The following is a 25874-nucleotide window of genomic DNA, read 5'->3' on the forward strand; positions in this document are numbered from 1 at the left end:
CGACACGGAGGCATCACCATGGACGCCGGAATCACCCTGCTCGACATGTTCACTCGCCTGGGCGTGGCCGCCGGCCTGGCACTGGTGCTGGGCCTCGAACGCGAGCTACGCGGCAAGCCGGCCGGGCTGCGCTCCCACATGCTGGTGGCACTGGGCGCCGCCTCCTTCCTGATCGTCGGCCTCGAGATCCTGTATGCCACCGCCGAAGGTGACCCCTCCGCCCGCATCGATCCGACCCGCATCGTCGAGGGCGTGATCGGCGGCATCGGCTTCCTCGGCGCCGGCAGCATCATCCGCAGCGGTACCAGCGTCCAGGGCATCACCACCGGCGCCTCCATCTGGCTGGCCGGCGCCATCGGCATCGCGGCCGGGGTGCGCAACTTCCCGCTGGCGGGCATGGTCACCCTGATGGCGCTGGTGATCATGGTGGTGCTGGGTGGCATCGAACGCACCTTGCCGCACAACCGCCGACGCGGTGGCGACTGATCCGGGCCGGCAGTTGTGACGGCATTCGGCCGCGGCCTACAATGAGCCGCGTTTCTGACCTGCGATACGACGTTTCGGACAACACCAAGGACCCTCGCCCATGATCACCCTGCTGCATAACCCGCGCTGCTCGAAGTCACGCCAGGCCCTGTCGCTGCTGGAAGAGCGTGGCGTCGCCGTTCAGGTTCGTCGCTACCTGGACGACCCGCTCGACGGCGCCGAACTGCGTGCGCTGATGGCGCGCGTGACGGCCGAGCCGCGGGATCTGGTGCGTACCGGCGAGGCCGAGTGGAAGGCGCTGGGAGCGGATCGTGACGACCCCGAACAGGTGATCGAGGCCATCGTCGCTCATCCCAAAATCCTGCAGCGCCCCATCGCCGACGACGGCCAGCGGGCGATCATCGGCCGTCCACCGGAAGACATCCTCGCCCTGCTCGACTGACACTCTTTCCTCCCCGGTATCAGGAAGCTCCATGTCCGCCCTGCCCTATGTGCTGATCCTCTACTATTCCCGCTCTGGTGCGACCCGCGCCATGGCCGAGCGCCTGGCCGCCGGCGTCGAGTCCTGTCGCGGCATCGAGGCGCGACTGCGCACCGTGCCCCCGGTGTCGCCCACCTGCGAGGCGGTCGATCCCGAGATCCCCGCCGAGGGCGCCATCTACGCCGAGCTCGATGACCTGCGTCACTGTGCCGGCCTGGCGCTGGGCAGCCCCACGCGCTTCGGCAACATGGCCGCGCCGCTCAAGCACTTCGTCGACACCACCAGCGAACTGTGGCTGGGCGGCGCCCTGGTGGACAAGCCCGCCACCGCCTTCACCTCCACCGCGAGCCTCCACGGCGGCCAGGAGACCACCCTGATCTCGATGCTGTTGCCGCTGCTGCACCACGGCATGGTCTACGCCGGCCTGCCCTACAGCGAGACCGAGCTGACCGAGACCCGGAGCGGCGGCACGCCCTACGGCGCCAGCCATCTGGCCGGCAAGCGCAGCGACCGCCCCCTCGACGAGACCGAGCGCCAGCTCGCCTACGCCCAGGGCAAGCGCCTGGCGCGGCTGGCCCTGGCGCTCGAGGGTGTGGGGGATCGCTCATGAGGCGCTGGCTGGAAGACCTGGAAACCCGCCAGGGGCTCGACCAACTGACCGCGCGGTCGCGGCAGCTGGTCATCGGCAGCTACACCGTATTAATCGCCGCCATGCTGGGATGGGGCTGGCTGTTGAGCGAGAACGTCGGCAGCCTGGTACCGACCCTGGTCTTCGTGCTGCCGCTGGTGCTGTTCCTGCCGTCGATCCTCGCCCGGCGGGCCCGCGGCCACGCCTGGCTAGCCTTCGTCAGCCTGCTGTATTTCATGATTGGGGTGAACGTCGTCATGGTGCCCAAGGTCGGTGGGCTGGGTCTGCTGATCGCTTTGACGGCCCTTTCACTGTTCACCGGCTGCATGGGCTATGCCCGTTTTCGCAGCCGCCAGCTCAAGCCCCGGCAGTAAACCGACCGCCCGAGCGGCTGGAACCGCCTCTTGCGAGGCGGTTCACGCTCTCCTGTCCTGGCTGCCGACCCCGTGGCAGCGATGATCCAGCTCAATGGAATCCCGCTCACATGGCGTATGATAGCCATGGTCGACCCGTCCGCCTGCCCAGAGTCGACGGCACGAGGTTGAGCTTGGCGCGGCAAGCGGCGACCATGGGGGCACATTCGAGGAGAACACCATGACACGTGATATCGCCGATATCCGGCGCGACTACGAGGGCGGCCGCCTGGACGAGGCCCAGCTGCCCGAGCAGCCCATGCCGCTGTTCGAAGAATGGATGGCCCTGGCGCTGGACGCCGAAACCCAGGACGCCAACGCCATGACCCTGGCCACGGTGGACAGCCAGGGCCTGCCCCACGCCCGGGTGGTGCTGCTCAAGGGCGCCGACGAGCAGGGGTTCCAGTTCTTCAGCAACTACCACAGCCACAAGGGCAGCGAGCTCGCCAACGTTCCCCATGCCGCGCTGGTGTTCTGGTGGCCGTCGCTGGCCCGCCAGGTTCGCGTGGAAGGCGCCGTCGAGCAGGTCAGCGAACAGGAATCCGATGCCTACTTCGCCCGCCGCCCCCGCGCCAGCCAGCTGGGCGCCTGGGTCGCCACTCAGAGCGTGGTGATTCCCGGCCGTCAGTGGCTCCAGGAGCGTGAGACCCGCTTCGAGCAGGCCTACGAGGGACAGGACATTCCGCGCCCGGTGCACTGGGGCGGCTATCGCCTGATTCCCGAGATGATCGAGTTCTGGCAGGGACAGCCCAGCCGTCTGCACGACCGCATCCGCTTCGAACGCCGCGACGATCGCTGGCATCGCTTCCGCTTGGCGCCCTGATCCCCCAGGCCAGCGCCAGCAGGACCTTCCGACCCCGCCATCGCGCGGGGTCGGGCCTTTCCTCCTCGGCTTGTGTCCTCAGCCTGCTACCGAACTCTCCAGCCGCAGGCGCTGCCAGTCGCTCTCGGGCTCGTTGAGTCTGAGCACCGCGTCCATGACCTCCTCCTCCATGTTGTAGCTGAGCCGGAAGCCGAGATGCGCCATCAGCGCGCGCATCGGTCGGTTATCGACCATGATCTTGCCGATCATCTCCAGCGTCCCCACGCTGCGGCAGTAACGGATCATCTTGTCCATCAGCAGGCTGCCGATGCCCAGCCCCTGCAGGTCGTCGCGCACGATGATCGAGAACTCGGTGCGGATGTTGTCGGCGTCGTTCCATACCCGCACCACCCCGAGCATCTCCTTGCCCCCCTCGGGCAGCGGGTGCTCGGCGATGAAGGCCATCTGACGGTCGTAGTTGATGTGCGAGAGCAGCGACAGGTCCCGCTGGGTGAGATCGGCCTTGTGGTGAAAGTAGCGGAAGCGAATGCTCTCCTCGGACAGCCGCTGGTGAAAGCCGGTGATCAACGGCGCATCCTCGGCGCGGATCGGCCTCACCTCCACTTCCCAACCGTTGTTCAGGGTCACCCACTCACGCAGCTCTTCCGGGTAGGGCATGATAGCGAAGCGCGCCGGGGCGCCCAGGTCCATCGCGAAGTCCACCGCCAGCATGCCGTCGCGGTTGAGCACCAGCGGGTTGAGCTCGAGGCCGCGCAGCTCGGTGAGATCGCTGGCGATCTGCGAGAGCGTCACCAGCAGCTCGCCGATGCGGGTGAGATCCCGCTCGGGGTCGCTGGAATGCTCACGGATCAGCCGCGCGGCATGGGTCCGCCCGACCAGGTCGGCGGCCAGGCTCATGTTCAGCGGCGGCAGCGCCACCTGACGGTCGGCGAGGATGTTCACCTTGTACCCGCCGATACCGAACACGATCAGCGGCCCGAACACCGGGTCGCGGGTGATGCCGGCGCATAGCTGCATGGAGTGCTTGCCGCGCTGCATGGGCTGCAGGCAGTACTCGCGCACCGTGAAGGCGGGAAACTTCTCGGCCACCTTGTCGCCCAGCCGGGTCACGCCCTCGGCGACCCGCTCGGGGCCTTCCAGGTCCTGCAGCAGGCCGGCGGACAGCTTGTGGGGATGCTGACGATAGCGGAACGGCCGACAGTTGCCGTCATGCACCACCTTGAGCGCCAGCGGCCCGGCGAGCGTGCACGACGCCTCGGCCGCCTGCTCGGGGGTCGTCACGTAGCGGCTCTCGGCCACCGGGATGCCGTAGGCGGCCAGCACCCGGGCGGTCTCGGAGTGCGAGAGACACTCGCGTTGCTCGTTCTTCACGCGCTCGATCAGCGTCCGACAGGCGGCCCGGCTCTCCCGGGTGGTGGCGAACGGCAGGCTCGGCGGCGTCTCCTGCAGCAGCTTCTGGACCCGCTGGTAGTTGACCATGAGCATGAAGGCCTTGACCGCCTTCTCCGGCGAGAGATAGGTGGGGATGCCGGCCTCGTGACAGGCCTGTCGGGCGGCCAGTGCCTCGCCGAGGCCCATCCAGCTGGTCAGCAGGTTGCGCCGGAAGCGCTGTCGCGCGGCAATCAGCGCCTGGGCGGTGTCCAGGGACGGCGCCATTCGTGTCGGCGCATGCACCACCAGCACCGCATCCACCCCCGGGTCGGCGGCCACCAGCTCGATGATCTCGGTGAACCGTTCGGGGGTGGCGTTGCCGCCGATGTCCACCGGATTCTCCCCCGGCTTGCTGATGTCCATGTCGTCGCGACACAGCGCATGGTAGGTCGCCTCGCTGAACGTCGCCAGCCGACCGCCGGCGCTGATCAGCTTGTCGATGGCCAGCATCGCCGGCCCCAGGCCGTTGGACACCACCGCCAGCCGGTCGCGCTTGAGCGGGCGCATGCGCGACAGCGTCTCCAGGGCGTCGAACAGCTCGTCGGAATCGTCGACGCGCAACACGCCGGCCCTGGCGAAGGCCGCATCGAAGATCTGGTCGCGATGGGCGATGCCCGGCGTGGGCGGCAGGTTGGCGATGTCCGAGGCCGCCGTGCGGCCACTCTTGATCGCCAACACCAGGCGATGCCGCGAGGCCTCACGTACCGCGGTCATGAAGTGCTGGGCGTCGTGGATGTGCTCCAGGTGCAGCATCAGTGCCTGGGTCGGCGCGAACTGGTTCAGGAAGTCGATCATGTCCGGCAGCAGCACATCGACGCTGTCGCCGACGGTCAGCAGATGCGAGAAACCGATGTCGCGCCCCGCGGCCCAGTCGATCATGGCATTGCCCAACATGCCCGACTGGCCGAGATAGGCGACCCGCCCCTTCTGGACCGGCTGACTGGCGTAGGAAGCGTTGAGCCGCCGACCGGGAACGATCAGCCCCATGCAGCCCGGCCCCAGCACCCGGATACCGGATTCCCGCGCCGCCGCGAGCATGCGCGCCCGGATCGAGGCCTCACCGTCGCGCGCCTCGTCCAGGTTCGCCCCGCCGGACAGCACCAGGGCCGCCCGCACCCCGAATCGCCCGAGCTCGGCGATCACCCTCGGCACGCGAACGATCGGCGCACAGACCACGGCCAGGTCCGGCACCCGAGGCAGCTGGTGCACCCTGGCCACGGCGTCGACCCCGTGCACGCTGTCATAGCCCTTGGGGTTGACCGCCCACAGCGTGCCCGGGAAACGCCCCTCGAGAAGATTGCGGATCACGATACCGCCCATGGAGTGCGGCTTTTCCGACGCCCCGATCACGGCGACGCTGCGCGGCGAGAAGAAGTGGTGCAGGAAGCGTGTGCTCATCCGGGGCTCCGTGGCGAATCGGCTCAGCCTCCTGTGTACGACTTATGGCCACTGTCACGCAAGGCCCCATCACGCTTAGGGTAACCTTGTCGCACCTGGAGCCCCTGCATGATCACGGCCTATCTGACCCACCCCGAGTGCCATCGCCACCACATGGGGCCGGAACATCCCGAGAGCCCGAAACGCCTCGACGCCATTCACGCGCGACTGATGCGCGCCGGACTTCTTCAGCAGACCATGCAGGGCGACGCCCCCGCCGCCAGCGACGAACAGCTCACGCGGGTCCACCCCGCCAGCCATCTGAAGAGCCTCGAGGCCTGCGTCCCCGAGCACGGGCTGATCCTGATCGATGACGACACCCTGATGAACCCCCACAGCCTGCAGGCCGCGCGTCACGCGGCGGGCGCCGTGGTGCGCGGGGTCGACCGCGTCTTTCGCCACCAGGCCCACAACGTCTTCTGCGCGGTGCGGCCCCCGGGGCATCACGCCGAACGCGACCAGGCCATGGGGTTCTGCTTCTTCAACAACGTGGCGGTCGGCGCGGCCCACGCTCGCGCCCGATACGGCGCGAAACGGGTGGCGATCCTCGACTTCGACGTCCACCAGTGCAACGGCACCATCGACATCTTCCGCGACGACCCCGAGGTGCTGATCTGCACCAGCTTCCAGTCGCCCTTCTATCCCTGGCGCCACCTCGAGACCGAGGCGTCGAACGTCGTCCATACGCCGCTGCCCGCCGGCACCGACGGTGCTGCCTTCCGCCGAGCCATCGAGCGGGACTGGCTACCCGCCCTGAACGACTTCGCCCCGGAGCTCGTGCTGCTCTCGGCCGGGTTCGACGCCCACCGTCAGGACCCGCTGGCCGATCTCTGCCTGGAGGACGAGGACTACTACTGGATCACCCGGCTGGCGATGGACATCGCCGAACGCCATGCCGAGCATCGTCTGGTCTCGGTGCTCGAGGGCGGCTACGACCTCGATATCCTGGGCCGCGGCGTCGAAGCCCATCTCAAGGCGCTGATGGGCCAGCCCTCCGACTGAACACGGCGAGTTTCCCGCCCCCGGGAAACGGACCACCCGGGCAACCGACGACCCACGACATGTCGCAGCCCACCTGCCACGGGTCGCACCCGAGTCCGCAGGCCATCGGCGATATGATAGTCTGGAGGAAACCACGTTTCCGATAGTGAACCCGCATGCCCGCCAACAACGATCAAGACGCCGCCCTGCGCATCGCCTCCGGGCGCAAGGCCTTCGTCGAGCCGCTGCGGCTCGGCGAGCGCCTCAAGGAGATCCGCCTGGCCAACCAGTGGACCCTCGGCGACGTCAGCGAGCGTACCGGCCTGGCCCGCTCCACCCTGTCCAAGATCGAGAACGACCAGATCTCGCCGACCTTCACCGCGGTACAGAAGCTGATCAGCGGCTTGGACATCGACCTGCCGCAGCTGCTGTCACAACCGCGCCCCCAGGCCCGCACCATGGGCCGACGCGACCTGACGCGCCGTGGCGACGGCCAGCAGCACCCGACGCCGACCTACGAGCACGAGCTGCTCAGCTGCGAGATGGCACAGAAGCGCATGATCCCGTTCAAGACCATCGTCCGGGCCCGCAGCTTCGACGAGTTCTGTCAGTGGGTGCGCCACGACGGCGAGGAATTCCTGATGGTGCTCGAGGGCGAGATCCAGCTCTACTCCGAGTTCTACGAACCGCTGCACCTGGTCAAGGGCGACAGCATCTACTTCGACAGCGACATGGGCCACGCCCTGGTCTCGGTGAGCGAGGAAGACGCCACGGTGCTCTCCGTGTGCACGCCCCGCGAATCCCAGTAGCCCGCCCGGCTTCCTCTCCGCCACGCACGCCAGCACGCGCGCTAAGCCCGGCCGACTTTTGATAAGCTGGACGCCATCCCATGGACCGGAACGACAATGGAGCCCGCCCCATGCAACACCTGGACGACAGCACCCGCACCGAGCTCGAAGCCGCCGCCTTCCGTCGGCTGCTGAGCCACCTGGACGAGCACAAGGACGTCCAGAACATCGACCTGATGATCCTCGCCGACTTCTGCCGCAACTGCCTCTCCAAGTGGCTGGTAGCCGCCGCCGAGGAACGCGGCGAAACGCTGGACTACGAGGTCGCCCGCGAATACGTCTATGGCATGCCCTACAGCGAGTGGAAGTCGCTGTATCAACCCAAGGCCACGCCGGAGCAGCTGGCCGCCTTCGAGGCCCGCCAGGCAGAGAAAGCGGAGAAGCAGGACGGCCAGTCGGACGGTCAATCATGAGCGAGGCCATGATCCCGCTGTCGGTGGCGGTGCTGACGATCTCGGACACCCGCACCGAGGACACCGATCGCAGCGGCCAGGCGCTGGTCGAGCGGCTCACCGCCGCCGGCCACCGGCTGGCCGACAAGCGCATCGTGCCCGACGACGTCTATCGCATCCGCGCCGTGGTCGCCGACTGGATCGCCGATACCGAGGTACAGGTGGTGCTGACTACCGGTGGCACCGGCTTCACCGGCCGGGATTCCACCCCCGAAGCGGTCTCGGCGCTGCTGGACAAGCGCATCGAAGGCTTCGGCGAGCTGTTCCGCCAGCTGTCCTGGCAGGAGATCGGCAGCTCCACGGTGCAGAGCCGCTGCCTGGGCGGTCTGGCCAACGCCACGGTGGTGTTCTGCCTGCCCGGCTCCACCGGCGCCTGCCTCACCGGCTGGGACGGTATCCTCGCCGAACAGCTCGACAGCCGGCACAGGCCATGCAATTTCGCCAACCTGGTGATACCCGAGAGGGGCCAGCATGGCTGATCTCCAGCCCGTCGAGACGGCACTGTCGGCGCTGCTGGAAGGCGTCGCTCCGCTTGAGGCCGAACGCGCGGCGATCGATGCGGCCTCGGGGCGTGTGCTGGCCGAGGCGGTCAACGCCCGGCTCGACGTGCCGCCCTTCGACAACAGCGCCATGGACGGCTATGCCCTGCATCATGCCGATGCCGGGCGCTGGCTGCCGGTCCGTCAGCGCATCGCCGCCGGCCACACGGCCGAAGCGCTGGAACGCGGTCACTGCGCGCGCATCTTCACCGGCGGCGAGATCCCGCCCGGGGCCGACTGCGTGGTGATGCAGGAGAAGGTCGAGGTGGAGGGCGAGCGAGCCCGGATGCCCAAGGACGTGCCGGAAGGCGACAACCTGCGCCGCCGAGGCCGCGACGTGGCGGCCGGCAGCGTACTGCTCGATGCCGGCAGCCGGCTCGATGCCGCCGCGCTCGGGCACCTGGCCGGCCAGGGCATCACCGAGGTGATGGTGCGACGCCGCCCGAGGATTGCCCTGCTCTCCACCGGCGACGAGATCGTCGACCCCGGCCAGCCGCTGGGGCCGGGACAGATCTACAACTCCAACCGGCCGATGCTGACGACGCTGCTCCAGCGCTTCGGCGCCGACGTGGTCATGACCGCCGCGGTGCCGGACGATGCGCCGAGCACGCGACACCTGCTCGGCGAAGCGGCCGAGGTCGCCGACGTGGTGATCACTACCGGCGGGGTCAGCGTGGGGGAAGAGGATCACGTCCGCGGTGCGGTCGAGGCCCTGGGGCGGCTCGACCTGTGGCGGCTGGCGTTGCGTCCCGGCAAGCCGCTGGCGCTGGGCCGGCTGCCCGGCTCGGGTGCCAGCGGTGAGACGCGCTTCGTCGGCCTGCCGGGCAACCCGGTCTCGGGCTATGTGGGCGCCTGGCTGTTCCTGCGCCCGCTGATGGGCGCGCTGCTGGGCTGTCCCGCCATGGGCTCGCTGCCGGCGCTGAGCGCCCGCGCCGCCTTCGCCACTCGCACCGGGCCTCGCCAGCACTACATGCGCGTGACGCTGGACTTCGGCGCCGACGGCATCGAGGCTCATGCGTTCGCGGATCAGAACTCCGGGGTGCTCTCGTCCTGCGTCGGCGCCGACGCCCTGGCGGTGATCCCGCCCGAGGCGTCAGTGGCGCCCGGCGATGCGGTCCGCTGCCTGTGGCTGCGTGCCGACTGAGTCCGCAACGCCCGGCTCGACCGACACCTCGAGATGGGCTTCCAGGTCCGGCCACAGTCGGGTGAAGGCCTCGTCCAGCGCCAGATAGTCGCGTTCGAGCCACGGCAGCAGTGCGGCGAGACGGTTGGGGCCCGAGAGCCGGCGCCCCAGCCCCGCCACGGCGCGACAGGTGAAGCCGAAATCGGCATAGCCTCGCAGCCAGTCCTGGCGCACCAGGGCCGGCATCATGGTCGCCAGTCGCGCCGGTGCCGGCCGCGTTTCCAGCAGCCGATAGCAGCGCGACACCAGCCAGTCGCGTTCGACCACGGTCAAGCGGCGCGCCAGGCAATGATCCCACATCAGATCCAGGGCGATGCCGGCCACGCGACGTCCGTCGCGCGGTGCCCGTGCCTTGACCTCGAGCAGCACCGGATGGCGATCGATGTAGGCATCGACTCGCCGATGATGGCGGATGCCCGCCGCCACGCCGGATCCCCAGGCGTCGAGATCGACGCCCTTGACCCCGTCGGCGATCAGGTTGCCGTAGAGGAAGTCGTCGTTGCCGCCGCGGGCGAGCCAGCCGTGGGCCAGAAAGTTCATGGCGAGGCCTTCACAGGCAGTTGCTCGGCTTGGGCAGACCAGCCAGTCGCGCCGCCCGCTTGGCGGGGCTGTCGGGAAACAGCCGCATCAGGTGCATCGAACGCCCCTTGTCGGGGCCCAGCTCGCGCCCCACCGCCTTGACCAGCGGGCGCATCGCCGGGGCCATCTCGTATTTCACGTAGAACGCGCGCAGCACCTCGAGCACCTCCCAGTGCTCGGCGCCCAGCTCGATGCCTTCTTCCTCGGCCAACGCCTCGGCCACCGCCGGCGACCACTGATCGAGATCGACCAGATAGCCCTCCGGGTCGAGGCCGATCTCGGTCTCGGAGACGGTGAGATAACGGGTGATTTCGGTGCTTGCCATGCTCAGTACCAGCTCAGGGTGTGTTCGGCTTCCTCGGTCAGCTGAACGAAGCCATCGACGTCGACCACCTGCACCGAGCCGTCGCAGCGACCCAGCAGCCCGCGCGCCTCGAGGTCCTCGCGCAGCGCATAGAGTCGCCCGGCAATCGCCTCGAAGTGACGCACCAGCTGCGGCAGCCCGCCCTGCACGCCGTCCTCGATCAGCAGCAGGCGATCCTCGGGTCCCATGGCGGCCAGCGCCTGTTCGTGAACGCGATGACTGGCCGGCGAACGGTTCAGGATATGGAGTTTCATGGTTTCGGCTCCCGGGCCAGGCTAGAAGGTGAGCACACGCGGGTGATTCTGGACCGCCTCGGCGATCGCTCCGGCCTCGAGGGCGCGGGGAGCGAGCATCAGCTCGTCGGCCGTCAGGCCGAACCGCGTCAGCGCTTCGGCCTCGACCCACAGCGTCTCGATATCATACATCTCCAGCATCTCGAGCGTGGGCGCGGTGCCCTTCTGGCCCAGCGCTCCCGACGCCTGACCCTCGACCAAGGCCGTGACGCCCTCGCCCATGAACAGAAGCGAGACGTCGGTGCCGAAGGCCGCGGCCACCAGGGCGACATCCAGGCCCTCGCGCAGCCAGCTGCTGCCGTGAGGCGCATGGCGCAGGATCACCAGCAGATCGCCGGCAAGCGGTTCGTGTTGGTCACTCATGTCACACTCTCCCTCAGGCCCCGAAGGTCACCAGACGGTCGCAGCGCTGGCTCAGGTCGACCAGCTGGCCGACGCCGGTCAGCTCGAAGGGCGCCTCGACGCTGTGCCCCGTCTTGCCGTGGCGGGCCGCCTCGCGCTCGTCCATCAGCCCACGCCGCAGCGCCGCGGCGATGCACACCTGCATCGCCACGCCGTGCGCCTCGTGCAGTTCCACCCAGCCGTCGGTCAGATGCGGTTCGTCCTGGGGCGGCGCCGACAGCCGCGCGGCGTTGTAGACCCCGTCGTGGTAGAAGAACACCGCCTCCAGGCGGTGTCCTCGCGCCAGCAGCGCCCGGGCGAATCGCAGCGCCGAGTGGCTGGCCTGATCGCTGTAGGGGGACCCCATCAGCAGGATCGCGTAGCGCATATCATCCTCTCAGAAACAGGCTGGCCCCGCCGAAGCGGGGCCAGCAATTCTCGCATCGCCGTGGCTGGCGTCAATCCTGGCTCATGATGCCGAGCAGGGACAGCAGGCTGACGAAGAGATTGTAGATCGACACGTACAGGGTGATCGTGGCGAGGATGTAGTTGGTCTCGCCGGCCCGGTGCACGATCTCGCTGGTCTGATAGAGGATGGCCGCGGAGGCGAACAGCACGAAGCCGGCGGACACCATCAGCGACAGCGCCGGAATCTGGAAGATCAGCCCGGCGACCATGGCCAGCACCAGCACGATGGCACCCGCCATCAGGAAGTTGGCCAGGAAGCTGAAGTCCTTGCGGGTCACCAGCGCCACGGCGGAGAGGCCGAAGAAGGTCAGGCCGGTCAAGCCCAGCGCGGTCATGATCAGCTGGGCGCCGTTGGGCAGCGTCAGATAGTCGCTGAGGATCGGCCCCAGGGTGAAGCCCATGAAACCGGTGAAGGCGAAGGTCGCCAGCAGGCCCATGGCGGAGTTGGCGGTCTTGTGGACCAGGAACATCAGCCCGTAGGCGCCGATGAAGAAGACGAAGATGTTCATCTGCTGAACGCCGAGCGCCATGGCGGCACCGGCCGTGACGGCGGAGAACAGCAGGGTCATCGCCAGCAGGCCATAGGTGTTGCGCAGGACCTTGTTGGCACTGACGGCACTCGTCTGTTGCGTCGTCATTTGCGTGTCTTGGTAAGCCATCGATCCAAAGCTCCGTGTGGTTGATCTTGGCAATAGATACCTCACAGGATGCCGCCTGGACGGTGGGGACGCAAGTTTCGACCCGACACGCGTGTCCCCCTGCGGCGTTATGAGCGAGGCGCGACGACCCGCCGGTAACGAGCCCGAGGCAGGCTAGCGGCGTCTACGGCAACACTCATCGCAGGCGGAGGCGCGTGAAGCGCGCCGCCTGAGCGCCCTCACGGGGCAGCGGAGAAGCCGGCCGATCGCGCGATACACCCTCGCGAACGCCGCAGCGCGCGCTGCAGCATTGCGGCGCTCGATCTCTCGCATCTTCGGATCTGGATGGTGAAAGGCCATGGGCGTCGCTTCTCCTGATCCTCGAAGGCTAGCACGGCGACAGCAGCGGCGAGTCGGGCGACCCACCACCGGCATCTTTGAGGAAGGCAGGGCATGAGGCAGATAACGTGACCGGGAGCGGGCAAACGCCATGCTCACAATCCTGTGACAGTGAAACACCGGCCTAGCGTATGGAGGGGCTGCACAAACGAAAAAAGCGCCCGTAGGCGCTTAATTCTTAAGAATAAGGTGGCGGAGGGACAGCCCGCCTCTGCCATGTCTCGTCATGTCGCAATATCTATCAATTAGTCATTAAATATCAATAGCTTGTGCGGGGTAGGCCTTTTCTCCCGTCTTAGCTTGTCGCAATCCAAATCACCCAATGTTATTATTTATGTGGGGATAGATGATTGGAGTAGCGACATGCCTAAGAGAGCAAAAGAGCTTACCGCCACTGAGGTGCGGCGGCTGACGCAGAAACCGGGCTTCCACGCTGTGGGTGGCGTGGCTGGCTTGTATCTCTCCGTAGCAAAAGATCGTGATACCGGCGAGGCGACCGGGGCCGCCTCATGGATACTGCGCACCAAGATAGGCAATCGCCGCCGCGACATTGGCCTAGGCGGCTTCCCAGAAGTGAAGCTAGCCCAGGCTCGCGAGCGCGCCCTAGATGCGAAAGACAAGATCAAGGCCGGCATCGACCCAGTAGCCGAGCGCAAAGAGGCTCGTAGCCGCCTGCTGGCGCAACAGGTGAAAGAAGTCACCTTCGACCATTGCGCCGCGAAGGTGATCGCCAAGAAACAGGCAGAGTCCAGCAACCCGAAGCACGCCCAGCAATGGGAAAACACGCTCAAGACCTACGCCAGCCCCGTGCTTGGCTCGATGCGCGTGGAAGACATTGAGATTAGCCACGTCCTGAAGGTGCTCAAGCCGATATGGTCCTCCAAGCACGAGACGGCGACCCGCGTTCGCCAACGCATCGAGGCAGTGCTGGCATGGGCAACCGTCCACGGGCATCGCAGCGGCGACAATCCCGCCCGCTGGAAAGGCAACCTTGACGCCAGCGAGCTACCGAAGCCCGCCACTGTGAACAAAGGGAAGAATCACGCCGCCTTGCCCTATGCACGGGCTGCCGAGTTCATGGCCGACCTTCGCACCCGCGAGGGTATGGCGGCGCGCGCCCTAGAGTTCGCCGTCCTGACCGCTGCCCGCTCGAATGAGATACGCGGCGCCCTTTGGTCAGAGATCGACCTAGAGCAAAAGGTGTGGACGATCCCCGCCACTCGTATGAAGGCGGGCAAAGAGCATCGTGTCCCCTTATCCGATGACGCCATGGCGTTACTTGAGGGCCTGCCCCGCATCGACGGTAACGAACTGGTGTTCCCCGCGCCGCGTGGCGGTCAAATGTCTGTGAATACCATGGCAGCCGTCATTAAGCGCATGAACACTGATAAGCCCAAGGACGAAGGCTATATCGACCCGAGGCAGGACGGCCACGCGATTACTCAGCACGGCTTCCGCTCTACGTTCCGCGATTGGGCTGGCGAGTGTACCGCCTACCCCGGCGAGGCCATCGAGCAAGCCCTGGCCCACACGATCAAGAATGCCGCTGAAGCCGCCTACCGGCGCGGCGACATGCTCGACAAGCGCCGCCTGCTAATGACCGATTGGGCGACATACCTGAATAACACTGCGCCGAAGGCTGGCACCGTGACCCCGATTCGCAAGGAGGCGTGAAGATGAGTCTACAGATGCAGGACAAAGCCGAGGCCGAGGTTCGTGCCTTCCTGGAGCTGTACGGCGCCGGTCTGACGGAGGAGGCGCCCGACTGGCTGGTTCCGCGCTCAAGGGCTAGCTGTAGGGTCCCGGATGATCAAATGAGCTATAGGAGTTATCCTCTGCTGGCAGCCAGAGAGCTTCTAAAGCAATTCATTCGGGAGCAGGTTCATGGACATCAAGCTGCATAAGCAGGCCACCACGACACCGAAGATCCGTGCTGAAATCCAGGCGGCACCGTCCAGCATCACGGATAGCGAGCTGGCCCGCCAGTATGGTGTCTCCCACGCGACCATCCGCCGCTGGCGGTACCGCAACGATGTCCATGACCGACCGCACACGCGTCACAACCTACTCGCCACCCTCTCGTCTGAGCAGGAGGAGGTGCTGATCGCCGCTCGTGAATTCCTGCGCCTCGGTCTGGATGATCTGCTCGTCGTGGCACGTGAGTTCCTGAACCCTCGACTGTCCCGCTCAGGCCTACACCGCATGCTCCAGCGGCGCGAGGTGCCGACACTGGCAGAACTGGCTCGGCAGGACGCTGGCGATGATGGGAAGCCCCGGCACAAGCCCTTCAAGGACTACGAGCCCGGGTACGTGCATATCGACATCAAGCACCTGCCTCAGATGCCTGATGAGGAGCAGAAGCGCTACCTGTACGTCGCCATCGACCGTGCCACACGCTGGGTCTATCTGGAGATCAGGCGAAGCCAGTCTGCCAAGGATGCCAAGGCGTTCATGAGGTGCGTCGAGGAGAAAGCTCCCTTCACGATCCAGACGGTACTCACTGACAACGGCAAGTCGTTCACCGATCGCTTCACACGGGCAGGTGAGCGCAAGCCCAGCGGCCGCCACCCCTTCGACCAGGAGTGCCAGGCCCATGATATCGAACATCGCCTGATCAAGCCGGGAAGGCCACAGACGAACGGTATGGTGGAGCGGTTCAACGGCCGCATCAGTGACGTGCTGGCGACCCGGCGCTATACCTCAGGCGAGGATCTGGAGCAGACGCTCAAACGCTACGCTTGGCTGTACAATCACCACATCCCTCAGAAGGCGCTGCATCATCAATCACCGATTGCAGCGATGAAGGAATGGCAGGCCAAGCGGCCGGAGTTATTCACCAAGCGGGTAGTCAATCACACGGGACCCGACACCTATGGAAGGGTTTACAGCGCCCTCGCGTAACTTTTCCCCGGTGTGGCCTGCCACTTTACGGCCGTCATCGCCTTTCTCAGAGCCCCATCGCCGAGGAGGTGGAACGGCGCGGGTCGGCGCCGCCGTAGAAGCGGCCGTCGTCGATCACGATCGACTGGGCGGCGCCCATGGCCGACTGCTGGCTGATGGTGTGGCCGCGGGCCTCGAGCAGCGACAGGGTGTCGGGGCTGAAACCGGCCTCGACGCGCAGCTCGTCGGGCAGCCACTGGTGGTGCAGGCGCGGGGCGCTCACCGCCGACTGAACGTTCATGCCGTGGTCGATGACGTTCATCAGCACCTGCAGGGTGGTGGTGATGATCCGCGAGCCGCCGGGGCTGCCGGTGATCAGGAAGTTCTCGCCGTCGCGCCTGACGATGGTCGGGGTCATCGACGACAGCATGCGCTTGCCGGGCTCGATCCTGTTGGCCTCGCCGCCGATCAGGCCGTAGGCGTTGGGCACGCCGGGCTTGGCGGAGAAGTCGTCCATCTCGTTGTTGAGCAGGAAGCCCGCGCCGCACTTGGTGAGCTTATAGAGATGCTTATGCAAGACGGCATCGCCATCCCTTCGAGCTTGGGAAAGTTTGCTGCTGATGTCTTTCGCGGTCGCAGCTTGAAGAGCAAAAGAGGGCGTCCCAAGTTCGGTAATCTGGGCCGAGACTCTATTATCCACGAGTGTGTCGCGATAGCTGGGGAGTATGTCCGGCCCTATTATCAGGATGACGCGGCGATAACCGCTGTGGTTATCGTTAGCTGGTGCCTGCCCGACTACGGACTTGATGATGATGCAATGGGAGTGGAAGGCATCACGCGCGTTTTCAAGAAGTATGAGAGCATCCAATCAGGCCGAACAGTCTAAGGGATGAATTAGTCGCTTTTAGTGTCCCCTGCTGAACTAGCCGCCCCTGAAACAATGCACCTGTCGCAATCAAAAACGCACAGGTGCAAAGCATGACTATCGAGAATTATCTTTCAGACAAATACGTCGCCGGACGTTATGGCGTTTCCCGCGCCACTATTTGGCGCTGGGCTCAATCAGGCCGATTCCCCAAACCCGTGAAGCTGTCACCGGGCTGCACACGCTGGCGTGCATCCGATCTTGAGCAATGGGAAACCCAGCAAGGGGAGCGTGCTTAATGGATAACCAAAGAAAAGCCCCCGAGCTGGCGGCCACCAGCGTCGAGGGCACAGATACTACTTCTCCTAACGCCTTCCAGTTTAACGCACTCGATGCGCTTCGCAAGTCTATTTTGTGGCGTCTGTCGAACCTCAACGTATATGAGCAGATTGGCCCGAGAGGCGTTTATCACGGCATCCTGATCGGCCACGGCACTAAGCAGGGCTTTACCGAATCCCAGGCGCGTAAATGTATCGAGGCACTGGCCGCCGATGGATTGGCAACGTTTCATGTCAATGACGCTGGGCGCGTTGTCGTTCGGGAGGTGCTGTCATGAGCACATTTTGGCAGACCAGCGCCGGGGATTGCCTTGATACGCCGATGGCCACTCACGAGGTTATCGACAGGTTCCGGGATGCTATCGCAGCGGCGGGGATTACCCCGCCCGATCATATCGAGGCAGACGGGGAGCTGCACCGCTTCAGTACCAACGGCAAAACCAGCGACAAGGCTGGTTATTATTGCCTGCACCTAGATGGCGTGGCCGCTGGTCACTTTGGCTGCTGGCGGCAGGGTATTGGCCAAGATTGGAGCGCCCGCAATGGCGCCCGCCTGGATCGTGCCGAGCTGGCAAAGCTGAGCGAGTCCATTAGGCAGCGAGAGGCTGAGGGAGAGCGCCGACAAGCTGCCCGCGCCCAGGTGGCCCAGACGATCTGGGACGCTGCCCAGCCCGCCCAGGACTCACACCCGTATCTGATGCGGAAAGGCGTTCGCGTGGCTGGCGAGATCCGGCAAGCCGACGTGAGCCGCGCCGAGTTTTTCGGCGATGACGCCAAGACCGGCACGATGGAAAACTGCCTTTTGGTGAAGGTCGAGGACGCCGAGGGCCTGCAATCGCTCCAAGCGATTACCCCGGAAGGCGCCAAGCCGTTCATGGGCGGCGCAAAGAAGGCCGAGGGCTGCACCATCCTGCCGGGCGAGGCATCCACCCTATACATCGTGGAAGGGCTCGCCACGGGCCTGAGCATCCATCAATCGACCGGCGCGACCGTAGCCGTTGCGTTTGATAGCGGAAATCTGCCCAAAGTGGCCAAGCGCATGAAGGCCGAGGCCCCCGGCGCTCGCCTTATTATCGCTGGCGACAACGACCACGAGAGCGACAAGAACCCCGGCAAGGCTGCTGCCGACAAAGCTGCCGCCGATACCGGGGCCGAGATCGCTCTATCGCCCGATGAGAGCGGCGTTAGCGATTGGAACGACTACCACGCCGCGCATGGCCTAGAGAGCGTCAGAGAGGCTCTTGAGGGCCGAGAGAAGGCCGATGCTGATGCCATGCTCGATGCGCTGGAAGGTGCCAAGGCTAAAAACCTGCTGGCCGTCGAGCCGCCTCCGATGCGTTACGTGGTCGACGGTCTGCTACCCGAGCCCATTGCCGCCGCCGTCGTGGCGCCGGGCAGTACGGGTAAATCGTTCTGGCTGATGCAGCTTGCCGCCTGCGTCTGCACTGGCGTTCCCTTCATGGGGCAGGCAATCCCGAACCCCGGCGCGGTGCTGATGCTGGGCGCTGAGGATGATGCGGACGAAATTTCGCGCCGCCTTCATTCCATCGTTCGAGAGTACGAATGGGACGGCGACCGACTCGACCCCGAGACGCTGGGCGAACGCTTCTACGCCTTCCCGCTGGTGGGGCAGGATAACCGGCTGGTGAAGGATGGCGAGCGTGACGAGGCGAAGATAAACGCCATCATCAACATGGCCCGTGCCATCACGGACCTTCGCCTAATCATCCTGGACCCGGTTAGCCGCTTCCGCTCCGGCGAGGAGAACAGCAACGACGACAACACCCGCTTCGCTGAGGCCCTGGAGCATATCCGCAAGGAAACCGGCGTTACCGTCCTGGTGGCTCACCACAGCCGCAAGGGCTCCAACGGTGACAGCGCGGACGACGTGCGGGGCGGCTCCGCGTTCGTAGATGCGCTGCGATTCGTGGCCACGCTGGCGAAGCTGCCTTTCAAGGAAGCCGAACGGCTGGGCATGTCCCCCGAGGATGCCGCCAACCTGATCCGCTTCACAGTGGTCAAGGCCAACTACAAGCATGACATGGTCATGCAGTGGATGCGCCGTGGCATGGGTGGCGTACTGAAGCCCACAGACCCGCCCGAGGAGCCGCCCAAGCGGACGGAAGCGAAGGGCGAGGAGCGATATTCCGCTGCCCTGCCCAAGCTGCGCGACCTTGTGCGCCAGAAAGACGAGGAAGGCAAGCCGCTGACCCGTAGGGCGCTCCGAGAATACGCCGGTCAGGCCGGACTATTCGGCATGGGCGACCAAAGCCTGCGTGGCGTGCTGAGTCGCGCCATTGAGGAAGGCCAGGTAATCGCACACGAGGACGGAACCTTGCGACTCTGGTAGTCACCAAAACCCACTAACCAGCCCGGCCACTGAGCCGGGTTTTTTATGCTGGGGTGCTGGGATGATTACTGGGGTGGGGTGCTGGGGTGAACCACCCCACTTTGCCACCCCACCCCGGGTGAGCCCGCGTGGCTGTGCCTTTGTTTGGAACTAGCGGGGTGAAATCAAAATCACCCCACCACCCCGCTGAAAGCCCCGTATGACGCGGTGGGGTGCGGGGTGGTTTTTCTCCCCTAAAGGGGGAGTGGTGTTTTCACCCCACCCCCCTCAGGGAGCCGCCCAAAGGAGCGGCTACAACAGATTAATAGTCAATTCCCTTGAACATCGGAACAATGACACAGCGGCACACCTGGTCGCCCTTGCAAATAAACTCACCAGGGAAAAAATCTTCAGAGCTATCATTTAGCTCAAAAACTTTGCCATCTTGTTCTGAGCAAAAATCACATACCTTTTCATCATTGGAAGAGCTCCATCGAAACTTAGATGCCCCAGTTTCAAGTATTCGAAAACGCGTAGCGACATTTCTTTTTATCCTTTCAATGTGCTCAGTTTTGGCGCCTAGTGCGCGGTTGGCGATCTCATTTTGTGCCACGGACAACTTTTCGTTCGCTGATGAGCCAGCTTTTTTTCGCGAGCTAAATAAGTTTCGAAAAAACATGAGCTGCCATTCCTCCAGTGTCGTCGTGTAGTTAGTTAAAGTGAACTTTGTACAGAGCCCAAGTCGAGACCGCTACCCTTCTACCTATGGTGGCGGACACTTATTCCGCCACAGACGCGCCATTGAAGGGCTTGGAGGATAGCTGTAGTTTGATTACCATCATAGGAACCATCATAATAGAGGGTAAATAGAACTCAGATAGGCGATCTATATGCCCAAACAGAACGACGTTCCCGCCGAGTTCTCCCCCGGCTGGATTCAATCTCTCGATGGACGAACCGCTATCGCCCGCGAGATGCGCCGACGCTTCGACGAGGTGGCTAGTGACCTTGGCGGGGCCGAGAGCCTGTCCTACCTACAACGCTCCCTGGTGAGTCGCTACCTGTGGGCCGAGTTCTGGATTCAGCGGCAAGAGCAGGCGATGGCCGAGGGTAACGATGTGGATATGGGCCGCTACACGCAGGCGGTCAACTCGGCCAGTGGTTTGGCCAACAAGCTGGGCCTGGACCGAGTGGCGCGCGACGTGCCGACCGTCCGCGAGCTGGTGAGCGGAGGTGGTGGCCAATGAACATCGTTGACTTCATCGAGCACGACGCCCTGACCCCTGGCAGCTTCGAGGGCGATACCTGGGAACCTTGGAAGGCGATCTTGTCGGGCGCGTTCGGCCTGCCAATGGATGACGAGCGGTTGGCACTGTTCAAGGAACTATCAGGGGACCGAGAGGCGCCCACAGAGCGTGTCAGGGAGCTTTTCGTTATCGCGGGCAGGCGGTCGGCCAAGTCGAACACTGCGGCGGCTGTGGCCGTGTATCTGGCGACCGTGGGCGCTGAAATCGACGGGCTGCTGGATAAGCTGAAGCCTGGCGAGCGGGGCGTGGTGCAGTTGGTGGCGGTGGATCGGGATCAAGCCAAGGTTCTGCTCGGGTACATTCACGGCATGTTCGATGCCAGTCCGTCGCTTAACGCCATGGTGACGAAGCGCAATGCTGAGAGCATCGACCTGGACAACCGCGTGTCGATTCAGGTGGCGACCAACTCGTTTAAGAGCGTTCGAGGCCGCACCGCGATTGCCGTGTTGATGGACGAATGCGCGTTCTTCAAGGACGAGCATTCCGCCTCACCAGATATTGAACTATACCGCGCCCTAGTGCCTGCCCTGGCCACCACTGGCGGGCTACTGATTGGCATCAGTTCGCCCTATGCCAAGAAAGGGCTTCTTCACCAGAAGTGGCGTAAGCACTACGGGCAGAACTCCGACATCCTGGTGATCCAGGGCGCCACCACGCAGTTTAACCCGACCATCGACCGCCGCGTGATTGATGACGCCATTGAGGAAGACCCCGAAGGCGCTAAGAGCGAGTGGCTGGGCCAGTTTCGTGACGACATTAGCGGCTTCATCCAGCGCGAAGTGGTCGAGCGGGCTATGCGAACTGACCCGCTGGAATATGGCCACGTTAAAGGTGTGAAGTATTTCGGGTTTGCTGACCCCGCTGGCGGTGGGAAAGACGAGTTCACCATGGCTATCGGCCACGTGGAAGACGAGACGACCGTGATTGATGTTGTGCGGGGGCAGCGTGGAACACCGGCGCAGATCGTGGCCGAGTATGCCGAGCTGTTTAAAGCCTATGGTGTCCGTAAGATCGTGTCGGATCGATTCGCGGGAACTTGGCCTGCTGACGAGTTCAAAAAGCACGGCATTGAATGCGAGCAGTCGGCCAGCCCAAAATCACAGCTATACGCCGATGCCTTGAGCCGCTTCAACAGCGGGCAGGTGGAGCTGCCGCCGGATGACAAGTTGGTGACGCAGCTTTGCAACCTGGAGCGCCGCACCTCGCGCGGTGGACGGGATTCCATCGACCACCCGGCGGGGCAGCATGATGATAGGGCCAACGCCGTCTGCGGTCTGTTAGATGTGGCGCGTGGGCGCCGTTACGTACCTATTTCGGAGTGGATGTAATGAAGGACCGATTCCTAATAGGCGCCCTGGTCGGCGCCAATATCGCGTTGCTGTATTGCGTGGCCGTGCAGTGGTGGTTTCACTAGCCTGTCACCGCTGACCCCACCACAAGCCCCGCCATCGAGCGGGGTTTTTTGTGCCGTGGCGCAGAACTGCATAACACGACCTGATTTGCATTGCCAATAAAATCTGACTATAATTGAAGATATTCGATAGAAATAGGTAATTACCCATGAACACACAAGCAAAGCCGGGGCGTCCACGGGGGCGGAGGAACACGAAACCTACCGCCACTGATGTTCGCCAAGCCTGGGAAACGCTCCGCGCGGCATCGAGCAAAGGCAACGTAGAAGCCGCCCGCCACATCATCGAGTTGACCACCGGGAAGTCCAAATGAATATTGAAGAACTGGAGCAGCTAACTGCCGCCCAAGACGAAGCCCAGCGTATCGCCGCTGAGTCTGCCCGTGATGCTCACGATAAGGCCCTTAAAGCCGCCTACAAGCTGCGCGATGAGCTGGCCGATACCATCGACCAGGTAAGCGAACGTGAGGCCCTGAAGGGCGTTGTGGAAGCCGCCGCCAAAGCCGAGTTCAACTCGAAGCCCCAGAAGGAAATGGCCTCGATTGTTATCGGTCAGTTCGCCGCCGCTGTCGCGGACATGCCTTTCCCCGCCACCGTATCCCGCAACGGCTCCGAGCTGGTGGCCCGCGCCGCTAGCGCTGCACAAGGGTATAGCGCCGATCAGAAACGCCAGGTATTCGCGGCTCTGGTGATGGCTTGCCTCGACTCCAGCGTGAAAACCGGGCTCCTGGCATTCCCCAGCGATTGGGCAAGCCTGCCGAGCGCTGATGGTATGCGCCAAATGGCGACCGCCCTCGACGCTGATGCCGTAGCCAAGCTGGATGCCGAGCACCAGACCCGCGCCGAGGAACTGGCCACCGCCCAGCGTTACGTCGATTCGCTCGAACAGGCCCGCCCCGCCCTGTGGGTGGTCGATGCCGACGCCGAGCCTTCTACCATGATCCGCAACAGCCGTGGCGGTGCATCCACCATTGCCGGGATCAGGTTCGAGCCCGGCGAGAACGTGCTTTCCGCCGAGGACTACGCAACCGTCCGCAACAATCGTTCATTCCTCGCCCATATCGAGAGCGGAACGCTTTCCATCGAATCAACCGCATCTCTGGTGCAGGAGGCATAACCATGACTAACCGCCGTTTCTTTTCCGATGTTCCTGCCGATGGCAAGTGGATTCGCCCCGGCACCGATCAAGCCACAGTAGGCCGTGAGATTGTCGGTAATGCGATGCGGGAATATCTGGCCCGCAATCCCGAACAGACCACCACTGACGCCCAGCAGCAGCGCCAGGCTGCTCGCCAGGAGTGGATCGAACGCCGCCAAGGCCGCGAGGTGATCGACGCGGCATATAACGCCGCCCAGGAACGCAAGGCGAATGCCTGGCGCGATGACGTACAGCGTTTGAGCGACGCCGCAGAGAGCAGCTATCGCCGCAATCTCCAGCCAGCCATTACCACCGATGCTGAGGCTCAAAAGCAACGGGAAGCCGCCCACGCTGAGTGGCTGGCCCGTCGTTACGGCAAGGATTCGGACGCCATCGAATCGGCGTACCAGGCCCACATGAAGCGGCTGGGAGATAAGCAATGATTGGCAAGAATCGACAGCCGTTAGGCTCCCGTGGATACCAGCAGGCCAAGGGTATTGGCGGCCACAACCGCAAGACGCACCAGAACGACAAGGCGGGCGATTCCCCCGCCGTTCGCAAGCTGCGCGAGCGCATCGGAGGGATTCGGGTATGAGCATGTACAGGCTCGGCGCGTATCAATGCGTGGCCAAGGCAATGGGAATCGAAACAGATGCCCAGATGAACACCCTCGTCAGCGAGACATGGAGCCTTGTCGCCCGCCATGTGGAAGCCAGCGAGGCCGACCCGATGGCGTTTATCACCAATCCGCCGAAAGCCGAGAGCAATACCGATGCGGTGGCCATCACCGTGGCGTCTACGGAGCTGGGCTTTATCGCCCAGCATGTTGGCCACATGGTCATTCCCGAGGGAGGTAAGCACTGATGGCGGAACGCATAGACGAGCTTCTCGTTGGCCTGGGCCTCGACGTACAAGAGGAGTCATTCAATCGCGGCGTGGGGGCGTTCAACTCTGTCCGCCAAGCTGCCATCTCAATGGGCGCCGTCATTGGTGGCTCGGCTGTGCTCGGCGGCGTTACCAAGTTTGCCCAGGAGCTGGATAAGCTGGGTCGCACCGCCGACCGCTTGAATGTGGGCGTATCCGGTATGCAGCAGCTCGGGTTCACATATGAATCCATCGGTGGCAACGCTCAACAAGCCGTGAGCGACATTGAGGCCCTACAGGGTGCCATCGACGATATGGCCGCCAACCCCAGCGGCGATTCATTCGCCATGCTAAGTGCTATGGGTGTGGACGTTAACGAGGTTCTTGAGCAGCGGGATGCAATTGGCTCGCTGGTTAACATGCTGGGCCAACTCGAAGACGCCTCCCCACAACAACGCCGTATCGCACTCGAATCTTTGGGTCTGAGTGATACGACCGTTTCGCTTGCACGAGAGGGCGACGAATTTGTGCAGCGGCAGATGGCGTTTGCTGCGAAAAATGCAGAGCTGACGGAAGAAATGACGGGCCAGGCACGGGAGTTCGTTCGCGAACTCGCTGAGCTGAACGAAACTGCCGGCGATCTTTACCGAGTTATCGCGCAGGACATGATGGGCACGTTGAAGCCCATGCTAGAACTGCTTACCCGCTGGGCTGGCGAAGATGGAAACTTTGACCTGGTGAGCGACCTTGCCACTGGCGGCCCGCTGAAGGCAGTGGAAGGCCCTGTTGACCAATGGCTGCGCGAGAACGGCCTTGGCTTTCTGGCCCGAGACATTGGCGAGTTCGTGCCCGGATTGAGCGGCAATGACGAGCCTCAGGCGAGCGCAGATGGAGAGGCGCAACCCGACGTGCCGCTCATGGGTGGCTTTGACATCAACAACCTGCGCAACAATACCGCCTTGCGCGAGATGATCGCCCAGGCTGAGCGTGACATCGGCGCCCCCGCCGGCCTGTTGAGAGCACAGATTGCGCAAGAATCCAGTTTCAACCGTTATGCCGTCTCCGAGGCGGGCGCCCGTGGCCTTGCGCAAATCATGCCGGAAACAGAAGCGAGCCTAGAGGACCGATTTGGGCGTGACCTAGACCCATTCGATCCACGCGACGCCATCATGATGCAGGAAGAGGTGATGCGCGAAAACTACCAGCGTTTCGGAAATTGGGACGACGCTATGCGTGCCTATAACGCCGGATGGGATCGTGAGGCATGGACGAACCCAGAGACTGAGGCATATGTTCCCAGTATCCGATCTCGCATGAATCAGCCCCAGGCCAGCAACACCACGAACCACAACACCTTCAATATCAGCGGCAACGATCCGCAGGCTATCGCGGCGGCGGTAGACAGCCGCCTCCGGCAGCACAGCGAGCGAGCCGCCGAAGACTTCCGGAATGGGCTTGTTTAGATGACCGCTGCCGAGCTGGTAATAGACGAGCCCCGTGGAGCTACTGAGACGGCAGACCTCGCGGGCCGCTGCGCGAACTTGTGGGGCCAGGCGTTGGGGCAATACTACAAGGACGCTCAGTCTGCGTGGCGCGGCTCGAAACAACCACACGACCACGGCGAAGCCCTAGAGGATTTGCTGGGCTCTCGTGAGCTGCTGGCGAACTTGCTCGGCGCCTATGGCGGCGACATGGATGCCGACGTGCTGGGGGACTTGATGCTCGAAGCCATGGAGGCGGGACGACGCTTTACGCCGTCAGCGATGACGCGGCCAGTGCCGGAGGTGGTGGAAGACTACAGCGGGCTCGATGGGTGGCGAGGCAAGGGGCAACGCTCAACCTGGCGCACCAAGCATGGCGGGCTGGGGCCGCTGAGTGGTGCCGGGAGCGGGACTTGAACCCGCATGGCCATCGCCGA

General features: G+C 64.2%; 32 protein-coding genes and 1 pseudogene. 24 read left to right on the forward strand and 9 right to left on the reverse strand.

All coding sequences use genetic code 11. The features are described 5' to 3' along the window. Window positions 1-18 precede the first annotated feature (18 nt). The 5 genes from QWG60_RS08525 (at window position 19) to pdxH (ending at window position 2831) form a co-directional block, all read left to right on the forward strand. Window positions 19-486, forward strand: a complete 468-nt coding sequence (locus QWG60_RS08525) for an MgtC/SapB family protein (RefSeq protein ID WP_046078659.1) — start codon at window positions 19-21, stop codon at window positions 484-486. 100 nt (window positions 487-586) lie between these two features. Then, window positions 587-928: an arsenate reductase (glutaredoxin) gene (gene arsC / locus QWG60_RS08530; RefSeq protein ID WP_046078658.1), complete on the forward strand. Its 342-nt coding sequence runs from the start codon at window positions 587-589 to the stop codon at window positions 926-928. Between the two features lie 31 nt (window positions 929-959). Further along, window positions 960-1577 carry an NAD(P)H:quinone oxidoreductase gene (wrbA, locus tag QWG60_RS08535; RefSeq protein ID WP_046078657.1) on the forward strand — a complete coding sequence of 206 codons (618 nt, stop codon included), beginning with the start codon at window positions 960-962 and terminating at the stop codon, window positions 1575-1577. Beyond that, window positions 1574-1969, forward strand: a complete 396-nt coding sequence (locus QWG60_RS08540) for a DUF2069 domain-containing protein (RefSeq protein ID WP_046078656.1) — start codon at window positions 1574-1576, stop codon at window positions 1967-1969. The genes wrbA and QWG60_RS08540 overlap by 4 nt, the downstream gene beginning before the upstream one ends. Before the next feature lie 220 nt (window positions 1970-2189). Beyond that, window positions 2190-2831, forward strand: a complete 642-nt coding sequence (pdxH, locus tag QWG60_RS08545; RefSeq protein WP_035593279.1) for a pyridoxamine 5'-phosphate oxidase — start codon at window positions 2190-2192, stop codon at window positions 2829-2831. A 78-nt stretch (window positions 2832-2909) separates the two neighbouring features. Here pdxH and QWG60_RS08550 read toward each other — a convergent pair whose 3' ends face one another. Continuing rightward, window positions 2910-5660: a bifunctional acetate--CoA ligase family protein/GNAT family N-acetyltransferase gene (locus tag QWG60_RS08550; RefSeq protein WP_146909789.1), complete on the reverse strand. Its 2751-nt coding sequence runs from the start codon at window positions 5658-5660 to the stop codon at window positions 2910-2912. A 108-nt stretch (window positions 5661-5768) separates the two neighbouring features. Here QWG60_RS08550 and QWG60_RS08555 point away from each other — a divergent pair, with 108 nt between their 5' ends. The 5 genes from QWG60_RS08555 to QWG60_RS08575 all read left to right on the forward strand — a co-directional run bounded on the left by QWG60_RS08555 (window position 5769) and on the right by QWG60_RS08575 (window position 9663). Beyond that, on the forward strand, window positions 5769-6701 hold the full coding sequence (locus tag QWG60_RS08555; protein WP_046078653.1) for a histone deacetylase family protein: 933 nt from the start codon (window positions 5769-5771) through the stop codon (window positions 6699-6701). Window positions 6702-6856: 155 nt separating this feature from the next. Next, window positions 6857-7489, forward strand: a complete 633-nt coding sequence (locus tag QWG60_RS08560) for a helix-turn-helix domain-containing protein (protein WP_046078652.1) — start codon at window positions 6857-6859, stop codon at window positions 7487-7489. Between the two features lie 110 nt (window positions 7490-7599). Further along, window positions 7600-7941: a DUF1244 domain-containing protein gene (locus QWG60_RS08565; protein WP_146909786.1), complete on the forward strand. Its 342-nt coding sequence runs from the start codon at window positions 7600-7602 to the stop codon at window positions 7939-7941. After that, window positions 7938-8459: a molybdenum cofactor biosynthesis protein B gene (moaB, locus tag QWG60_RS08570; protein ID WP_146909784.1), complete on the forward strand. Its 522-nt coding sequence runs from the start codon at window positions 7938-7940 to the stop codon at window positions 8457-8459. Before QWG60_RS08565 ends, moaB begins: the two co-directional genes overlap by 4 nt. Continuing rightward, window positions 8452-9663, forward strand: a complete 1212-nt coding sequence (locus QWG60_RS08575) for a molybdopterin molybdotransferase MoeA (protein ID WP_146909782.1) — start codon at window positions 8452-8454, stop codon at window positions 9661-9663. The genes moaB and QWG60_RS08575 overlap by 8 nt, the downstream gene beginning before the upstream one ends. On the opposite strand, the gene QWG60_RS08580 is transcribed toward QWG60_RS08575, so the two are convergent. The 6 genes from QWG60_RS08580 to QWG60_RS08605 all read right to left on the reverse strand — a co-directional run bounded on the left by QWG60_RS08580 (window position 9613) and on the right by QWG60_RS08605 (window position 12446). Next, the gene (locus tag QWG60_RS08580) at window positions 9613-10242 is read right to left on the reverse strand and encodes an acyl carrier protein phosphodiesterase (RefSeq protein WP_146909779.1); all 630 of its coding nucleotides are present in this window, start codon (window positions 10240-10242) and stop codon (window positions 9613-9615) included. The two genes, QWG60_RS08575 and QWG60_RS08580, sit on opposite strands and share 51 nt — an antisense overlap. A 10-nt stretch (window positions 10243-10252) precedes the next feature. Continuing rightward, complete coding sequence (locus tag QWG60_RS08585) at window positions 10253-10606, reverse strand: TusE/DsrC/DsvC family sulfur relay protein (protein WP_046078648.1); 354 nt, start codon at window positions 10604-10606, stop codon at window positions 10253-10255. Window positions 10607-10608: 2 nt separating this feature from the next. After that, the gene (tusB, locus tag QWG60_RS08590; protein ID WP_035593303.1) at window positions 10609-10899 is read right to left on the reverse strand and encodes a sulfurtransferase complex subunit TusB; all 291 of its coding nucleotides are present in this window, start codon (window positions 10897-10899) and stop codon (window positions 10609-10611) included. A gap of 21 nt (window positions 10900-10920) precedes the next feature. Continuing rightward, on the reverse strand, window positions 10921-11301 hold the full coding sequence (gene tusC / locus QWG60_RS08595; protein WP_146909777.1) for a sulfurtransferase complex subunit TusC: 381 nt from the start codon (window positions 11299-11301) through the stop codon (window positions 10921-10923). Window positions 11302-11314: 13 nt separating this feature from the next. Then, a complete protein-coding gene (gene tusD / locus QWG60_RS08600) occupies window positions 11315-11707 on the reverse strand; it encodes a sulfurtransferase complex subunit TusD (protein ID WP_146909774.1) in 393 nt (130 codons plus the stop codon). A 70-nt stretch (window positions 11708-11777) separates the two neighbouring features. Further along, window positions 11778-12446, reverse strand: a complete 669-nt coding sequence (locus QWG60_RS08605; protein ID WP_146909772.1) for a Bax inhibitor-1/YccA family protein — start codon at window positions 12444-12446, stop codon at window positions 11778-11780. Window positions 12447-13187: 741 nt separating this feature from the next. On the opposite strand from QWG60_RS08605, the gene QWG60_RS08610 reads away from it, so the two are divergent. Together QWG60_RS08610 and QWG60_RS08615 are read left to right on the forward strand one after the other, a co-directional pair. After that, a complete protein-coding gene (locus QWG60_RS08610; RefSeq protein WP_146909770.1) occupies window positions 13188-14498 on the forward strand; it encodes a tyrosine-type recombinase/integrase in 1311 nt (436 codons plus the stop codon). A 210-nt stretch (window positions 14499-14708) separates the two neighbouring features. Beyond that, the gene (locus tag QWG60_RS08615) at window positions 14709-15725 is read left to right on the forward strand and encodes an IS481 family transposase (RefSeq protein WP_290130894.1); all 1017 of its coding nucleotides are present in this window, start codon (window positions 14709-14711) and stop codon (window positions 15723-15725) included. A gap of 46 nt (window positions 15726-15771) precedes the next feature. On the opposite strand, the pseudogene QWG60_RS08620 reads toward QWG60_RS08615, so the two are convergent. Then, window positions 15772-16248: pseudogene (locus QWG60_RS08620) on the reverse strand (gamma-glutamyltransferase); the annotation flags it as partial. Window positions 16249-16275: 27 nt separating this feature from the next. On the opposite strand from QWG60_RS08620, the gene QWG60_RS08625 reads away from it, so the two are divergent. The 4 genes from QWG60_RS08625 (at window position 16276) to QWG60_RS08640 (ending at window position 19257) form a co-directional block, all read left to right on the forward strand. Next, window positions 16276-16590 (forward strand): hypothetical protein, encoded by a 315-nt coding sequence (locus QWG60_RS08625; RefSeq protein ID WP_146908659.1) that lies wholly within the window; start codon window positions 16276-16278, stop codon window positions 16588-16590. Between the two features lie 92 nt (window positions 16591-16682). Further along, window positions 16683-16868 (forward strand): helix-turn-helix transcriptional regulator, encoded by a 186-nt coding sequence (locus QWG60_RS08630; protein WP_146908657.1) that lies wholly within the window; start codon window positions 16683-16685, stop codon window positions 16866-16868. After that, a complete protein-coding gene (locus QWG60_RS08635) occupies window positions 16868-17185 on the forward strand; it encodes a hypothetical protein (RefSeq protein WP_146908654.1) in 318 nt (105 codons plus the stop codon). Before QWG60_RS08630 ends, QWG60_RS08635 begins: the two co-directional genes overlap by 1 nt. Further along, complete coding sequence (locus QWG60_RS08640) at window positions 17182-19257, forward strand: AAA family ATPase (protein WP_146908652.1); 2076 nt, start codon at window positions 17182-17184, stop codon at window positions 19255-19257. The genes QWG60_RS08635 and QWG60_RS08640 overlap by 4 nt, the downstream gene beginning before the upstream one ends. 301 nt (window positions 19258-19558) lie before the next feature. On the opposite strand, the gene QWG60_RS08645 is transcribed toward QWG60_RS08640, so the two are convergent. Beyond that, the gene (locus QWG60_RS08645; protein ID WP_146908650.1) at window positions 19559-19915 is read right to left on the reverse strand and encodes a phage minor head protein; all 357 of its coding nucleotides are present in this window, start codon (window positions 19913-19915) and stop codon (window positions 19559-19561) included. A 211-nt stretch (window positions 19916-20126) separates the two neighbouring features. On the opposite strand from QWG60_RS08645, the gene QWG60_RS08650 reads away from it, so the two are divergent. From QWG60_RS08650 to QWG60_RS08685, 8 genes are all read left to right on the forward strand, one after another. Further along, entirely contained in the window at window positions 20127-20483 is a 357-nt protein-coding gene (locus tag QWG60_RS08650; protein WP_146908647.1) for a hypothetical protein, read from the forward strand. Then, entirely contained in the window at window positions 20480-21871 is a 1392-nt protein-coding gene (locus QWG60_RS08655) for a hypothetical protein (RefSeq protein ID WP_146908645.1), read from the forward strand. The genes QWG60_RS08650 and QWG60_RS08655 overlap by 4 nt, the downstream gene beginning before the upstream one ends. A gap of 393 nt (window positions 21872-22264) precedes the next feature. Then, on the forward strand, window positions 22265-23071 hold the full coding sequence (locus tag QWG60_RS08660; RefSeq protein ID WP_146908643.1) for a hypothetical protein: 807 nt from the start codon (window positions 22265-22267) through the stop codon (window positions 23069-23071). 2 nt (window positions 23072-23073) lie between these two features. Continuing rightward, a complete protein-coding gene (locus QWG60_RS08665; RefSeq protein ID WP_146908641.1) occupies window positions 23074-23535 on the forward strand; it encodes a hypothetical protein in 462 nt (153 codons plus the stop codon). Continuing rightward, window positions 23532-23687 (forward strand): hypothetical protein, encoded by a 156-nt coding sequence (locus QWG60_RS08670; RefSeq protein ID WP_186810064.1) that lies wholly within the window; start codon window positions 23532-23534, stop codon window positions 23685-23687. Before QWG60_RS08665 ends, QWG60_RS08670 begins: the two co-directional genes overlap by 4 nt. Further along, on the forward strand, window positions 23684-23956 hold the full coding sequence (locus QWG60_RS08675; RefSeq protein WP_146908638.1) for a hypothetical protein: 273 nt from the start codon (window positions 23684-23686) through the stop codon (window positions 23954-23956). Before QWG60_RS08670 ends, QWG60_RS08675 begins: the two co-directional genes overlap by 4 nt. Further along, the gene (locus tag QWG60_RS08680) at window positions 23956-25419 is read left to right on the forward strand and encodes a lytic transglycosylase domain-containing protein (protein ID WP_146908636.1); all 1464 of its coding nucleotides are present in this window, start codon (window positions 23956-23958) and stop codon (window positions 25417-25419) included. Before QWG60_RS08675 ends, QWG60_RS08680 begins: the two co-directional genes overlap by 1 nt. Beyond that, a complete protein-coding gene (locus QWG60_RS08685; RefSeq protein WP_146908634.1) occupies window positions 25420-25854 on the forward strand; it encodes a hypothetical protein in 435 nt (144 codons plus the stop codon). Window positions 25855-25874 lie beyond the last annotated feature (20 nt).

The organism is Halomonas halophila, from assembly GCF_030406665.1.
Classification (GTDB): domain Bacteria; phylum Pseudomonadota; class Gammaproteobacteria; order Pseudomonadales; family Halomonadaceae; genus Halomonas; species Halomonas halophila.

What these genes read in the sequence shown, in the direction of transcription:
- QWG60_RS08560 (WP_046078652.1), top strand. Translation starts at nt 6,857, where the DNA reads ATGCCCGCCAACAACGATCAAGACGCCGCCCTGCGCATCGCCTCCGGG.
- QWG60_RS08605 (WP_146909772.1), bottom strand. Translation starts at nt 12,446, where the DNA reads ATGGCTTACCAAGACACGCAAATGACGACGCAACAGACGAGTGCCGTC.
- tusD (WP_146909774.1), bottom strand. Translation starts at nt 11,707, where the DNA reads ATGCGCTACGCGATCCTGCTGATGGGGTCCCCCTACAGCGATCAGGCC.
- QWG60_RS08550 (WP_146909789.1), bottom strand. Translation starts at nt 5,660, where the DNA reads ATGAGCACACGCTTCCTGCACCACTTCTTCTCGCCGCGCAGCGTCGCC.
- arsC (WP_046078658.1), top strand. Translation starts at nt 587, where the DNA reads ATGATCACCCTGCTGCATAACCCGCGCTGCTCGAAGTCACGCCAGGCC.
- QWG60_RS08665 (WP_146908641.1), top strand. Translation starts at nt 23,074, where the DNA reads ATGACTAACCGCCGTTTCTTTTCCGATGTTCCTGCCGATGGCAAGTGG.
- QWG60_RS08615 (WP_290130894.1), top strand. Translation starts at nt 14,709, where the DNA reads ATGGACATCAAGCTGCATAAGCAGGCCACCACGACACCGAAGATCCGT.
- QWG60_RS08655 (WP_146908645.1), top strand. Translation starts at nt 20,480, where the DNA reads ATGAACATCGTTGACTTCATCGAGCACGACGCCCTGACCCCTGGCAGC.
- QWG60_RS08640 (WP_146908652.1), top strand. Translation starts at nt 17,182, where the DNA reads ATGAGCACATTTTGGCAGACCAGCGCCGGGGATTGCCTTGATACGCCG.
- QWG60_RS08565 (WP_146909786.1), top strand. Translation starts at nt 7,600, where the DNA reads ATGCAACACCTGGACGACAGCACCCGCACCGAGCTCGAAGCCGCCGCC.
- moaB (WP_146909784.1), top strand. Translation starts at nt 7,938, where the DNA reads ATGAGCGAGGCCATGATCCCGCTGTCGGTGGCGGTGCTGACGATCTCG.
- QWG60_RS08685 (WP_146908634.1), top strand. Translation starts at nt 25,420, where the DNA reads ATGACCGCTGCCGAGCTGGTAATAGACGAGCCCCGTGGAGCTACTGAG.
- QWG60_RS08675 (WP_146908638.1), top strand. Translation starts at nt 23,684, where the DNA reads ATGAGCATGTACAGGCTCGGCGCGTATCAATGCGTGGCCAAGGCAATG.
- QWG60_RS08585 (WP_046078648.1), bottom strand. Translation starts at nt 10,606, where the DNA reads ATGGCAAGCACCGAAATCACCCGTTATCTCACCGTCTCCGAGACCGAG.
- pdxH (WP_035593279.1), top strand. Translation starts at nt 2,190, where the DNA reads ATGACACGTGATATCGCCGATATCCGGCGCGACTACGAGGGCGGCCGC.
- QWG60_RS08635 (WP_146908654.1), top strand. Translation starts at nt 16,868, where the DNA reads ATGGATAACCAAAGAAAAGCCCCCGAGCTGGCGGCCACCAGCGTCGAG.
- QWG60_RS08680 (WP_146908636.1), top strand. Translation starts at nt 23,956, where the DNA reads ATGGCGGAACGCATAGACGAGCTTCTCGTTGGCCTGGGCCTCGACGTA.
- QWG60_RS08650 (WP_146908647.1), top strand. Translation starts at nt 20,127, where the DNA reads ATGCCCAAACAGAACGACGTTCCCGCCGAGTTCTCCCCCGGCTGGATT.
- QWG60_RS08645 (WP_146908650.1), bottom strand. Translation starts at nt 19,915, where the DNA reads ATGTTTTTTCGAAACTTATTTAGCTCGCGAAAAAAAGCTGGCTCATCA.
- QWG60_RS08630 (WP_146908657.1), top strand. Translation starts at nt 16,683, where the DNA reads ATGACTATCGAGAATTATCTTTCAGACAAATACGTCGCCGGACGTTAT.
- wrbA (WP_046078657.1), top strand. Translation starts at nt 960, where the DNA reads ATGTCCGCCCTGCCCTATGTGCTGATCCTCTACTATTCCCGCTCTGGT.
- tusC (WP_146909777.1), bottom strand. Translation starts at nt 11,301, where the DNA reads ATGAGTGACCAACACGAACCGCTTGCCGGCGATCTGCTGGTGATCCTG.
- QWG60_RS08625 (WP_146908659.1), top strand. Translation starts at nt 16,276, where the DNA reads ATGCAAGACGGCATCGCCATCCCTTCGAGCTTGGGAAAGTTTGCTGCT.
- QWG60_RS08660 (WP_146908643.1), top strand. Translation starts at nt 22,265, where the DNA reads ATGAATATTGAAGAACTGGAGCAGCTAACTGCCGCCCAAGACGAAGCC.
- tusB (WP_035593303.1), bottom strand. Translation starts at nt 10,899, where the DNA reads ATGAAACTCCATATCCTGAACCGTTCGCCGGCCAGTCATCGCGTTCAC.
- QWG60_RS08575 (WP_146909782.1), top strand. Translation starts at nt 8,452, where the DNA reads ATGGCTGATCTCCAGCCCGTCGAGACGGCACTGTCGGCGCTGCTGGAA.
- QWG60_RS08540 (WP_046078656.1), top strand. Translation starts at nt 1,574, where the DNA reads ATGAGGCGCTGGCTGGAAGACCTGGAAACCCGCCAGGGGCTCGACCAA.
- QWG60_RS08670 (WP_186810064.1), top strand. Translation starts at nt 23,532, where the DNA reads ATGATTGGCAAGAATCGACAGCCGTTAGGCTCCCGTGGATACCAGCAG.
- QWG60_RS08555 (WP_046078653.1), top strand. Translation starts at nt 5,769, where the DNA reads ATGATCACGGCCTATCTGACCCACCCCGAGTGCCATCGCCACCACATG.
- QWG60_RS08580 (WP_146909779.1), bottom strand. Translation starts at nt 10,242, where the DNA reads ATGAACTTTCTGGCCCACGGCTGGCTCGCCCGCGGCGGCAACGACGAC.
- QWG60_RS08610 (WP_146909770.1), top strand. Translation starts at nt 13,188, where the DNA reads ATGCCTAAGAGAGCAAAAGAGCTTACCGCCACTGAGGTGCGGCGGCTG.
- QWG60_RS08525 (WP_046078659.1), top strand. Translation starts at nt 19, where the DNA reads ATGGACGCCGGAATCACCCTGCTCGACATGTTCACTCGCCTGGGCGTG.